This is a genomic window from Sphingobacteriaceae bacterium GW460-11-11-14-LB5 (assembly GCA_002151545.1).
Lineage (GTDB): Bacteria > Bacteroidota > Bacteroidia > Sphingobacteriales > Sphingobacteriaceae > Pedobacter.
In genome coordinates, this window is record CP021237.1 from 3060870 (window position 1) to 3073639 (window position 12770).

A 12770-nucleotide genomic window follows, 5' to 3' on the forward strand; every position below is an offset into this window, starting at 1 on the left:
AAAACTGGAAAGTAGCCGATACAACTTCTTTCCAGTTTTTTATACACCTGGTCAAAATAACAAGTTCCAATTACCTTGAGCCAGTGCGGAAAATACGCGTTTTATAAATAATAATACCTAAATATAATCCATTAGATCTTTTCAATAAAATATCTAATCTCTTCGGCCTGGTGAACAGCAATACATCAGTTAAGGATACCCTTGCTATAGGCAAACCGCATGAGTACAGCTGTATTTTTAGCACCAGTTTTATCGATCAGACTCTGACGGTGCCCCTCCACAGTCCTTCGGGAAATAAAAAGTTTATCTGCCATTTCCGAATTGGTCAGCCCCTGCCCGATCAGTTGAAGAATTTCAATTTCCCTTGAAGAAAATTCTGATCCTTGTATGTCAAGAGATGCCGGAAGTGATTTTTCGATCATCTTATCGAGCAAATTAATCGAAAGGCATGAGCAGATATAGCGCTCACCTGTAAAAATCTTCCAGATTGCAAAAAACAGTTCTTTTGAAGTGACGGATTTTGTAAGGAAGCCCATTGCACCTGCACCCATTGCCTGGTAAAGATGTGATTCATCATCAAGCATGGAAATAATTAAAACAGGAATGTTCAAACCCTTATCCTTAAGAACCTTAACCATGGTTATACCATCCATTACAGGCATTCCGATGTCGGAGACAATCACATCTGCCTGGCAGCCCTGATCAAGGGCATCAATTACCTCCTGACCATTTCCTGCGGTAAAAACAATCTGGTATTCGTTGGTTGATTCCAGAAGCATTTTAAGTCCGTCCCTGATGACTTTGTGATCTTCGGCTAAAATTATTTTTTTCATTATGAATTGACGCAATCGGGACAAAGCTGCGCTGGATTGTCGGAATAGTCATATGCTAAACAACACGCTACATTCCATAAAGTTTTAGATCGCGCCATTCAATTTCCAGAAATTTATAAGTCTTTACGATTTGAGCTCCCCATTAAGCGAATAAAATAGTTAAGCAGTGGATAACTTAAGACAATATTCCTGAAACCAGGAGATGCCATTGGGTAAAGGACAGGCCAATGGCGCTTCCACCATTTACCACCAGATTCCTGGCCTGATCGAGCAGTCCCAAACCTTCCGTGTTGGGTACCTCATTACGCCCATGTACCTCGGCGCTCAGCACATTGCCACTGCGGAAAACAATAAAGGTAGAAGTTGCCCGGTCAGAAAAAAAGTGGGCAGTTTTATTTTCTTCAAGACCAGGAACCCTGCTGGGCCTTGCCACGAAAAGCGTAAAATCAATATCCAGATTGGCATCGGTATACTGTTCCATGTGTTCGATACAAACCCAGTCATAACCAATGCCTACCGATGTTCCCAAACCGGGGATATCGATACGGATGTAATCTTTTTCCCGGGCCGCTCTATCGAGTTCATTTCCGAAACTGTCGATCAGTTTAAAACGGCTCGCTTCAATAGTGGAGATATGGTGCCATTCGTTGATATCAAGGAGGCGGTCAACAGCTTTCTGGTAGGCCGCAATAGCCTCCATTGGAGAAGGAAATATCTTTTCTTCTTCAGCGTCACTCTGCTGACCAATCTGCTGGGTGGGTATAAGGTCATCCTTCTTCATGGGTACTGTTTTAGTAAAAATACCATTAACAGCACAATTGTTTTCCGTTTTGATGAATAAGGTAAAAACAGGTAACTAACATCTTATGTAATAAATACCTGTTAACAAAAGGCCAACTACCTGTTTACGCGATTCTTCAAACTATTCTATTGTCCCTCAGGTTGATACCTATATAAAAGATAACTTAACATTAGCAAATATGGCAACTTCAACAAAAGCAGCAAGCCCTCAAACTGGCGGCAAAACTGCAACAAAAAAAACCACTGGCAATACCACAGGTAAAATTGAACCTGGTGAATTCCACGAATTCTTTATTGACGAGTTAAAGGATATTTATTGGGCTGAAAAACACCTGGTAAAAGCGTTACCTAAAATGAAAAAGGCTGCCACCAGCCCAGAATTGGCTGCAGCCTTTGAAAAACATACCCAGGAAACCCAAACCCACATTGACACATTGGAACAGGTATTCGGATTACTGGATGAGAAACCGGCAGCAAAAAAATGTGATGCCATGGCAGGCTTACTTGAAGAAGCAAACGGCATCATCGAGGATACTGATGCGGGCACAATGATCCGTGACGCAGGCCTGATCCTTGCCGCACAGAAAGTAGAACACTATGAAATTGCTACCTACGGAACCTTAAAAGTATTCGCTGAAAACATGGATCGTTCAGATGTAGCTGAACTTTTAGGACAAACCTTAGAGAATGAGAAAGCAACAGACGTAGCGCTCACCGAAATTGCGGTAAGTGCAGTAAACGCTGAGGCAGCGGCTGAGTAAAAATTTAAGATCAAGGCTCAAAGGAGCCTTGATCATATCTGTATTTTAACTAGGCAATATTCTCCAAATATTTCACAACTTCTTCCTTTTTCCTACTCGAAACCAATACCTGCTCATTATTTTGCATCAGCAGGTAACCCTCCCGGTAAAACTTTTTAACGTATTTGAAATTTACCATATAAGATTGATGACATCTTAAAAACCCGAATGGCGTAAGTAAATTTTCGTATTCCTTTAAGCCTTTAGAAACAAGAATCTCTTTCCCATCAATTAAATGGAAAGTGGTATATCCTTTATCACTCTTACAAACCACTATATCGTCTATCGCAATAATTTCGATGTATTCAAAAGTTTTTAGCGCAATGCGTCTGGTTGCACCTAATCCTTGCGCAAGGTAATGGGCTTTAGCGATGGCCAATTGCTGTTGACTAAACCGTTCCTGTTCCTGATGATGATAACATTTATTAATAACTGCGCTTAAAGAAATTTCATCTATTGGTTTCAACAGGTAACCAAAAGCACCTAAATTCAAGGCCTGAATGGCATACTGATCATAAGCCGTTAGAAAAACAACCTGAAAGTCCTTCATTCCAATTTCATCGAAAAGCTGAAAGCTGTCGCCATCTTTCAGCCGGATATCTGCAAGAATAATATCGGGTACCAGGCTGGGGATTTCCACCAAAGCCGTCGATACCCTATCGGTGAAACCTACAATTTCAAGATAACTGATTTTCTTTACAATCTGCAAAATATGCTGCATAATTCGCACTTCATCTTCAAGGATATATAACTTCATCTTATCGTGTTCTATTCTTCAATTAAAGGTATCGTGATTTCGGCAATTACGCCCTGCCCTTCTATTTTATCATTAACCGTAAATTCAGCACGTTCACCACGTGATGAAAAAAGCAATGCCAAACGCTCTCTCAGGATAATCTGGGCCAGGGATTGCTTATTTTGTTTTTCTGTATGATGATTCACAATTCCGCTGCCGTTGTCATCTACCTTAATCAATAACATCCTGTTAACCTTACTAAATGAGATCTTTAACATGCCTTTATGGCTGATCAGTCTTAAACCGTGTTCTATGGCGTTTTCGACAAAAGGTTGTATCAGCATTGGCGGGATAAGTACCCGTTGAGGGTTTAAATCTTCATCTACAATTATCTGGTAATCAAATTCACCTTCATACCGCATTTGCTGAAGCCGGATATAGTTGGTCAAGGTATTTAATTCTTCACCAAGCTCAATAAAATCCTTTCGGTTTTGTTCTAAAACGCCACGCAGTAAACTCGAAAATGAATTGAGATAACAAACCGGTTCATCCACATGACCTGAGGTGATTAAACTCTGCAGGTTGGCAATTGCATTGAATATAAAATGTGGATTTAACTGGGTTTGCAATAACTTTTGTTCGATGTTTAACCTTTGGTTCTCAGATTGCAGCAATCTGTTTTTCTCTTTTAAACGTTGTTGACGGTAAATAAAATAAAAGAATAGAAAAATAGCCAGAAAAACCAAGGTAAGTAAAACAAGTGTCCAACGCTGCTGCTTTATAGCGGCCTCATTTGACTTGTTAAGCTCATTCAGTTTCTGAATGCTTTGATCCTTTTTCTCTGTTTCGTATTTCTCCTGCAGATCAGCAATTTTAACTGCTTCAATCGCCTGATAATTCCTGAGTTCTATAGTATAAGCAGAATCTGCGGCCTCCATAGCACGTACAAAATCTCCCTTGTGTTGATAAGCCTCTTTAAGCCCCTGGTAATATCGTCCGTTTTGTTTCTTAAACTGATTCTTCTTTTCGCGTTCAATACCTTCCAGATAATATTTGATAGCCGAATCGGCCTGCTTATTCCGGATAAAAGCCGTCGCCAAATTGTTGTAAGCGATGTCGTTCAGGTTGTTGTGTTTTTTGAGGTAATTGAAATATAACCTACTAAATTCCACCGCTTTTTCATTCTGATGCTGTCTGGCATAAATCTGAGATTCGTTATTGTAAGAACGGGCTATAGCAAGACTGTCGCCAACTTTAACAGCCAGTTCGTGAGCCTTACCATTATAAAATTTCATCTTTTGATCGTCATTTAGTCTGGCTGCCAGCAGAAAACAAATATCATAATACCGTTGTTGAACAACCGCATGCGTTTTGTATGGATGATTTTCATAATAGAGCACCGAGTATTTGAGCGATTCTTTCTCATTGTTATTTTGAAAATATGCCTTGGCCAGCAAATCGTAAAAACGGTAAGTGACAGGGCTGTGAACCCGTTCCGCAATCTTCATGGCAGAAATTATTTTCTCCATTACGCTTGATTCGACGAGTAATCCATCTCCGAAACTCAGACTTAGGATGCTATAAGTTTTCAAAAGTTCTACCGCATCATCAGGCGTTTTGCCTTTCATCTGCTTAAATTCAAGCAGGGCACTGTCTGGTCTCCTTTCCAGCAGATATTTTCTTGCTTTAAAATAGTGAAGATAGGAACTAACAGGATCGTGTTTAGCTTTAATGAGATTGTTCTCCTGATAAACTGCGCTTTTGAAGGCCTCGTTAGATAAGGTATCCAAGGCCAAGATCGCAGCCAAAGAATCCTTCGCTACACTTGCCCCCTGGCTGCTCTGATGCTGTAATTTAGCCCTTCCCTCTTTATTTTTGCACGCACTGCATACCAGGATCCCACAAAACAGAAGATGAACATATATGGTTAATCTACTCCTCATTAATCAAATTATTTTATTTACTATCCGCTAATTCTAATCGATCTGATACCTTAAAAGTTTTCTGAACTGATAAAACACCCTTTCAATCAACCTTAAATCATGTGTTACGATTTCTGCTTTACCTTTTAGCTCCTTGTCAAAAATCAAACTTTCATGATGGGAAGTTTTCAATCCTTTAGGGAGCATAACATCTACATAATAATTTCCTTCGGCATCAGGGGTCAAAGATATGTTTTGCACCCTTCCTTCTACAATACCATATTCCTGAAAAGGATAATTTTCTAATTTGATCAGCACTTTGGCTCCTGGATGGATCTTCCCTGAATTAGTGGCTGAAACCAACATCTTCCCGATCAGCTTTTTGTTATTGTCGGGCAAAATAGATAAAATCGCATCCCCCTTTTTCACAAACTGATTTTCTCCCCAAAACTGCTGAAAACTGGCCATGCCGTCTGTTGAAGAAACAAGGAGATAATCCTGTTCCCATTGTTTTAATGACTTTCTTAATTGTTCAAACAGTTGCAGCGTTTGAGAAGCAAAACCGATTTTGTCTTTTTCGGTGTTTATGATAGCACTACTCTTTGTTTTATTAAAATTTGAGATACCTTCTTCTGCCTGAGATATGGAAATATTGATATTTTCCAAACCTTGTTGCGCCTGTAAAAATTTAATTCTTTCGTTCTCGAATTCTATGGCCGAAATAACCTTCAGACCGAAGAGTTTTTGTGCGCGCTGATAATTTTTTGTCGTGAGCTCGAGCCTTGCCCGTTCCAAATCTTTTTGTTGCTTTAACGATATAATTCTTCCTCTGTATTCGACTATATTTTGGTCAGCAGCGATATGCTCGGGCGTGTACGGGCGGAGTTTTGTAAACAATTTTTCATCCTGAAATGCTTTTGCAAAAGCATTGTAGTCGCCTTGTAATTCTCCTAAATTAAAACCTGAGGTTTTTTGAAGCGGAAATGAAAATAGTCGGGCTGATGATGTAGCATCCACAATTTTCTTTAATTCAAGCATGTTTTTATAATCGGCTGTAGATTGTAAAACCATTAATACCTCATTTTTGCGCACCTTCTGGTGATCTTTGATGAATATTTTTTCAACTTTAGAATCCGTTCTTGCCTGAAGCCGCTCTGGTGGATGGTGTGAGGTTACAATAATGGTAGCGGGTACAAATTCAGGATATCTGATCACATAACTCATCATCAAGATCATCAAAATTGCGCAAAATACGATCACATTTCCCCAACGGACCATCCAGTGAGGAGGTTCAGCCAATACGTCCTGAACACTTTCTGAGCGCAGTTCTATATCGTCTAGCAGGTCTTTTTTAGTTTCCAAGTTCCAGTTGATTTTTGATTAATCGGTAATACTCCCCCCTTTTAGAGACCAGTTCGTTATGATTGCCTTCTTCCACGACCATTCCTTTATCCAATACGATAATTTTATCGGCATGTTTTACGGTAGATAATCTGTGCGCAATAACAATTGCGGTCTTTCCTTTGAAAAACTGCTCCAGGTTTTCGATGATGATTTTCTCGTTATTGGCATCTAATGCACTTGTAGCCTCATCAAAAAAGATGTAGTCTGGTGATTTATAAACTGCCCTTGCAATAAAAAGCCGTTGTTTTTGACCTCCGCTTACACCTAAACCTTCATTACCAATTTTGGTATTGTAGCTCAAGGGTAAACTTTCTATAAACTCCTTAATATTCGCAATATTAATGGCCCTGCGTAGTTTTTCTTTATCGATAACATCCTCACCAATACCAATGTTATTGGCAATGGTATCATCAAACACATAACTTTCCTGCATCACAACACCACAATGGTGACGCCAAAACCTGGGCGAAATGTTTTTCATGCTGGTATTTCCTATTTTAATCTCACCTGAACTTGGTTCATAAAACTTGGTCAATAATTTTAGCAGCGTCGTTTTTCCACTCCCACTAGCACCAACAATTGCGGTTGTTTTTTGGAATGGAATAGTGAGGTTTAGATTTTGGAATACAAAGGATTCTGAACCGGTATACCTGAAAGAGAGGTTACTTAACTCAATATTTTGTTCGGGTATTTCTGTAGCATATTGCTCAGTGGTATGCTCCTCATCTTCCTTGTCATGAATCTCTCCCAAGCGTTCCAACGATATTCTGGCATCCTGGGCCTGCCTGATGAAATCAATCAATTGCAGCAATGGCGCATTGAGCTGACCAATAATATATTGTACAGAAAGCATCATCCCCAGGGTCAGGTTTCCACTTAATACCAGTTTTGCAGCCAGAAAGCTGACCAAAATATCTTTGATCTGGTTGATAAAACCACCGCCAACAGATTGCCATTGTTCTAAAGAAAGCGATTTTATCTGCACTTTGAATAATTTGACCTGTAGAAATTCCCAATCCCATCTTTTTTGCTTCTCTGCATTGTGCAGTTTTATTTCCTGCATACCATTGATGAGTTCGATGACCTTACTTTGTTCGCGTGCAGTTTGAGAGAACTTTTTATAGTCTAATTCCTTTCTCTTTTTAAGGAAAAAGCTGATCCAGCCGACATATAAAATTGCACCAATTAAGTACACGATAAACAAGCGGTAATCGTAAATCAACAGAACAACACTGAAAATGACAAGGTTGACCATCGAGAACAGGGTGTTGAGCGATGAATTGGTTAGCAATTGCTCTATCCTGTGGTGATCGTTAATTCTTTGCATAATATCACCTGTCATCCGGGTATCGAAAAAGCTGATGGGTAACTTCATGAGCTTAATGAAAAAATCTGAGATGATGGAGATATTGATGCGTGCAGAGAGATGTAACATGATCCAGCTCCTGATAATTTCTATACCCATTTTACCCAGAAAAAGCATAAGCTGGGCAAGTAAGACCAGGTATATAAAATTAATATCCTGATTCTGGATGCCTACATCAACAATACTTTGGGTTAAAAAAGGAAAAATCAGCGACAATATACTTCCTGCCAATAAACCAATAATGAGCTGGAGAATCAGTGACTTATACTTGAGCAGATATTTGGATAAAAAAGAAAAACTTGCTTTCTTTTCTTCGGCATCAAATTCACTTTTATAAAATGCTGGGGTAGTCTCCAAAATAAGCGCAATGCCTTCCTCGGTACGTTCATCCGCATTTTCACCGATCCAGCTTTTTATAAATTCGGCCCTGCTATATTTAATTAAGCCGTAACTGGGATCTGATACATAAACGTTTTGTGCGCTGTCGATTTTGTAAACCACTACATAGTGGTTTTTATTCCAGTGCACCATGCAGGGCAAAGGCGCTTCTGCAAGCAGCGTATTAAAATCTATTTTAACACCCAGGGTCCTAAAGCCCAAATTTTCGGCAGCATTACTGAGACCAAACAAACCACTTCCTTCTCTGGTTGTCTCCGAAAGCGTTCTAATCTGCTGTAAAGGGATGCTTTTCTTATAGAATTTAGCAATAATCCGCAGGCAAGTAGGACCGCAATCTTTACTGTCGGGTTGTTTATAAAATGGGAACGACTTCATATTAAATAGACCAGGCATTTTCAAATTCCTGAGTTAATTTCTCTTGATCAATGGCCATTCCGGCGGCAGAAACGGCCACTCCGGCATCGCTTAAAGTTCGGTAGCCTGTTTCATCATCCCACCTGGATAAATATGGATTATACCTGCATTCGGTGGCATGGTACCATTTTTCATCGCCCTTAAGCGGAACCCGACTATCCACGCACATGTATCTAAACTCACAGTCTTTGCACACCAGCATATCATTTTTATTGATATGCCCCAGTTCCCGAAATTCGGGCGAGGATATGATTGCTAAAAATTGTGCTTTGCTAAGGGAGGCTATATGTCCGTAACTTATTGTATTGTTTAAACCATTTTTAATATGGCCAGCAGCATCGATGTAGATCTTTCCAAAATAATAAGAATGGTAATTGTAAGCCTCAAAAAAATGCTCACTATTTATATCGAGTTTATCAAAGGTTAGCCTGCTGCTATAATCAGCAAAGCTTTCCTCAAAAAAATTGTAATATATATTGTCGATCAACTTGGTTTTCTCCCCTAGCTCTGTGTTGAAAAAGTTGACTGAAAAAATCAGCGGATAAAACCTGAAAGCTTCGCAATATTCCTCGAAAACCTCAGCGTTAAAATTTTCGATGTAAAGGTAAATGCCGTCAATTTCGAGTGTGGCAATTTTTTTAAACAGCCTGAACAGATCTGCGCTTAATTCAGTTGCGATGATGGAAATATTCATTAAATATTCTCCGCCCAAAAAATCCAGGAAACTTTCATCGATATTGGCATGAATAATCAGGTTGCTGAACTGATTGGGTGTATATAGATTCCTGTCGAGGGGAATAAACCTTTTCCGCTGATGAGGGTCAGAAAGTTCAAATATAATTTCCTCCTGCATTAAAAAACTGATCAGCTCCTGTCTTTCTCCGGCATCCTTAATTTTAGAAAACTGAATAAAGTTGTTGGTATCCAAAATGGCATGATACTCGTTTGGGATAAAAAAATAATCTTTTCTGAGCAGATCGTAAATTATCGCCCTATTGTAACCACTAACAGGAATACACAATTGGTTTCTTAAAAATAATTTGTTCATAGCGGCGATTTGTAGAAAAGATCCAATTGTAAGTTGGTGGTATTGAATAATTTTGAGCACCTGGTTTTAATCAGGTATTTAGGTTTCTCCTTTTTCAGTAGAGATTTCAGGTGTACAGGTGCATTACCGTTCTGAATTTCAAATTTTATCTTTTCCATGTTATAGCGTTGAGGCAATCTCCTTTTCCAGATGATAATTGCAGGGATTAGAAACCATTCCAAACTGACCTATAGGGTTGAGATCTAAAAAATAGTATTGCTGATCTTCCATGGCATAAACCACATCAAAGGAAGCACAGTTGAGTCCGATCGCGTCCAATAATTTTTGTATTTTACGCTCATAAGATCGGGGAAACTGATAGGGAGTCAACCGGTTCGGTTTCCCGTAATCATAGTTTCTAAAATCTACATTGGTATTTTTATTGTTCTGGGAAAAAATAGCCATCGCGTAAAAATCACCATTTAGATAGAAAGCCCTGATCTCGTAAGTTTTAATAATATTTTTCTGGAAAAATGTAGGGACAAATTGCTCAGGCAGATCGTTGATGTCTGCTAAAGTGATTTCTGCGGTATAGGATAAATGAGCAAAATCATCCGAATCAACCATGCTGAATGGCGCAGTTAAGGGTTTAGAGATCAGTTGTTTTTCCTGATGATAGAAATTTAATAACGTATTTTTACAACTGGTAACCAGAAAAGCTGGTGCTGCAATAGCATATTTTTTGCATAGATCCATCAAATGAAGTTTGTTGATGTCCCGGGTCCTGAAATTGTTTATAGCCGGTTTTTTATCCAGCACATAATAAAAGTACTGCACCAGGCTGGCAATTTCACTTGACAGATATTCTTTGATCAGTGCACTGCTGAAGTCTTTGCTCAGGTAAAGCCCACCCCTACGGTACCATATTTTTGTTATTTGCGCACTATGCACCCTTTTACCGTCAATTTTAAGGGTAAAATCATCTGTGGTAAGCGAAATAATTTCTACATCAGAATTTTCATTCAGCCGGATGAATGCCTTTTTCATGTGTATTAACCAGTTGATTACCCTACTGGTTGAATAATCATCGTTGACCGAGAAAATTAATATCATAATTGAGGTAGATTATTAGCGGCTGTTTGCAATTGACGATACCAAATGGAGGACAGAAGTCCCCCATTCTGGTTGAGTGAGATTTACCAGGTACTTGTGGTTTGGCTCAATACTTTACCTTCATCGTTGGTCATCGTGGTGACACTGTCACTACAACAATTGCTTGAAGTGTAAGTAGAACATGAGCTAAAAGTTCTGGCCAGTTTGCCACCATTGATTTGAGCGTCTTTTAAATCAATTCTTTTTGCGAATAGTGCTTTGTTGTTTTTCATAAGTCTTTTCTTAATTTATAGCTAAGTTTATACGGTTTATTTACAAACGTAATCTGTGCAGGCGCTGATTGGTTCTCCACAGTCGTTTTTAGTCACATACTGGGTGTCGGTACAGCCACCACCGCTAGTCGCTGTCGAGGTTACTGTGCTGGATTCAGCAAGTCTTCCTCCATTAATCTGGCAATTTTTTAGCTCAATCCGTTTTTCGAATAATCGGTTACTTTTCATAATTGTTTTAAATAAATATTGATAGATAATCCGCCAACTTACCCTGGCGTATGGGTTGTTGACAGCAAATTCGGGATACATCGTGACTAGCGCAAGGAACAATTTATATCCGAGCACTTTAAAGCGATATCCGCAGGCAATTGATAAATATTCGTTTTATTAAAACTGACCATTTACAATCTACAGCCAATGGTTATTTGAAAGGATCTTTCAGCGTAACAGGTGAATAAGTGGATTGTCTCAGCTGATTGGTAGCTTCAAAAATTGCTGAAATAAATAGAAGAGCTGGTAAAAAAATGATGAACCAAGAGCAAAATGGTCAGATGAACCACCTTACAACTTTTACGACTATCTTTATTAGAAACTGCAAAAATGCAGTAAATTGCGCTCGTCGTTATTCTTATTAATGCTTTCAACTGTTATATAAAATTTAACTAAAAGCATTAAAAAGAAATCATGAACAGTTTAAAGTTCAAAATAAGCCTGTTATTTTTAACTATAATGACTTTGTTGTCATTAACAGCCCAGGCTCAAACCTATACAGGCTGTGTAATATATGAAGCTTCAGGAGATCCACGTGTTAGTGATGGCATTTATACAGCGTCGTTAGGAACCACTTCCAGTTGCAATGGTTATACTGTTCAAGATTATTCTTCAACACCAACAACATCAGCACTATCCGGCTATTGTTATACCCCAAGTTTAGATAATGCTACTCCTGCACTCTTCAGAAATTGTGTAACCGCGGGCAGATGCGGAATTATCAAAACAATTACAATAGTCAACTGCCCGATAGACGATTACACCCTATATCTTACACTGGCATTAGCTGTAGTGGCAGTAAGTGTTTTGAGAAAGCAGGTTTATGCGACGCAGTAGCTATTTAAACCGCATCAATGGATTGGTGTTGGTGTATCTCCGGAATAAGCATCGAATAGCACATTAGAAACCTATTCTACTGATTGATAGCCTCCTGTAAGCTGTCAACATTTATCACGGTCACTCCCTTTTAAAATTTATTAAAATCAATGTATATTCGTACATGGATCATGCTAAAACCGTGCTTATCTTCGATGATGACCCCGACCTTTTGAATATTTTCAACTTCCTTTTTGAGGAAGACGGCTGGCAGGTACACAGTTTCCAGAACTGCGACCATGTAGTTGAGATGGCAGTAAAGCATCGGCCGCTGCTGATCCTGATGGACAATTGGATCCCATCTATTGGCGGGATTAAGGCCACTCAGCTCTTAAAGTCTAACGAAGAATTGAAAAACATCCCTGTGATCTACGTCTCGGCCAACAACGATGTGAAGGCGCTTTCGGAAAAAGCTGGAGCAGATGGATTTATTGCAAAGCCCTTTGATCTTGACGAGCTTTTGAAACTTGCCAGCGCGCTGGTAAACAAAAGTTAAAAGTCCTTGTTTTATCAGTCAGACCAACCAGGATTTACCCA

At 39.2% G+C, this 12770-nt stretch carries 12 protein-coding genes; 3 read left to right on the forward strand and 9 right to left on the reverse strand.

Annotated features, from left to right (window positions below; all coding sequences use genetic code 11):
* Positions 1-185: 185 nt before the first annotated feature.
* A complete protein-coding gene (locus tag CA265_12280; protein ID ARS40390.1) occupies positions 186-833 on the reverse strand; it encodes a hypothetical protein in 648 nt (215 codons plus the stop codon).
* 175 nt (positions 834-1008) lie between these two features.
* The gene (locus tag CA265_12285) at positions 1009-1614 is read right to left on the reverse strand and encodes a hypothetical protein (GenBank protein ARS40391.1); all 606 of its coding nucleotides are present in this window, start codon (positions 1612-1614) and stop codon (positions 1009-1011) included.
* Between the two features lie 199 nt (positions 1615-1813).
* Here CA265_12285 and CA265_12290 point away from each other — a divergent pair, with 199 nt between their 5' ends.
* Complete coding sequence (locus CA265_12290; protein ARS40392.1) at positions 1814-2395, forward strand: rubrerythrin family protein; 582 nt, start codon at positions 1814-1816, stop codon at positions 2393-2395.
* A gap of 49 nt (positions 2396-2444) precedes the next feature.
* Here the strand turns inward: CA265_12290 and CA265_12295 are convergent, their stop codons facing one another.
* The 7 genes from CA265_12295 to CA265_12325 all read right to left on the reverse strand — a co-directional run bounded on the left by CA265_12295 (position 2445) and on the right by CA265_12325 (position 11396).
* Positions 2445-3191, reverse strand: a complete 747-nt coding sequence (locus tag CA265_12295; protein ARS40393.1) for a DNA-binding response regulator — start codon at positions 3189-3191, stop codon at positions 2445-2447.
* 11 nt (positions 3192-3202) lie between these two features.
* A complete protein-coding gene (locus tag CA265_12300) occupies positions 3203-5113 on the reverse strand; it encodes a histidine kinase (GenBank protein ARS40394.1) in 1911 nt (636 codons plus the stop codon).
* Between the two features lie 33 nt (positions 5114-5146).
* Positions 5147-6454, reverse strand: a complete 1308-nt coding sequence (locus tag CA265_12305; protein ID ARS40395.1) for an HlyD family secretion protein — start codon at positions 6452-6454, stop codon at positions 5147-5149.
* A complete protein-coding gene (locus CA265_12310) occupies positions 6444-8636 on the reverse strand; it encodes an ABC transporter ATP-binding protein (GenBank protein ARS40396.1) in 2193 nt (730 codons plus the stop codon). The genes CA265_12305 and CA265_12310 overlap by 11 nt, the downstream gene beginning before the upstream one ends.
* A gap of 1 nt (position 8637) precedes the next feature.
* Positions 8638-9723 (reverse strand): hypothetical protein, encoded by a 1086-nt coding sequence (locus CA265_12315; protein ID ARS40397.1) that lies wholly within the window; start codon positions 9721-9723, stop codon positions 8638-8640.
* 159 nt (positions 9724-9882) lie between these two features.
* Positions 9883-10815, reverse strand: coding sequence for a grasp-with-spasm system ATP-grasp peptide maturase (locus CA265_12320; protein ARS40398.1), 933 nt, complete (start codon positions 10813-10815; stop codon positions 9883-9885).
* Positions 10816-11123: 308 nt separating this feature from the next.
* Positions 11124-11396, reverse strand: a complete 273-nt coding sequence (locus CA265_12325; protein ARS40399.1) for a hypothetical protein — start codon at positions 11394-11396, stop codon at positions 11124-11126.
* Positions 11397-11771: 375 nt separating this feature from the next.
* Here CA265_12325 and CA265_12330 point away from each other — a divergent pair, with 375 nt between their 5' ends.
* Both CA265_12330 and CA265_12335 read left to right on the forward strand, forming a co-directional pair.
* The gene (locus CA265_12330) at positions 11772-12194 is read left to right on the forward strand and encodes a hypothetical protein (GenBank protein ID ARS40400.1); all 423 of its coding nucleotides are present in this window, start codon (positions 11772-11774) and stop codon (positions 12192-12194) included.
* Positions 12195-12357: 163 nt separating this feature from the next.
* On the forward strand, positions 12358-12729 hold the full coding sequence (locus tag CA265_12335) for a response regulator (GenBank protein ID ARS40401.1): 372 nt from the start codon (positions 12358-12360) through the stop codon (positions 12727-12729).
* Positions 12730-12770: the final 41 nt, after the last annotated feature.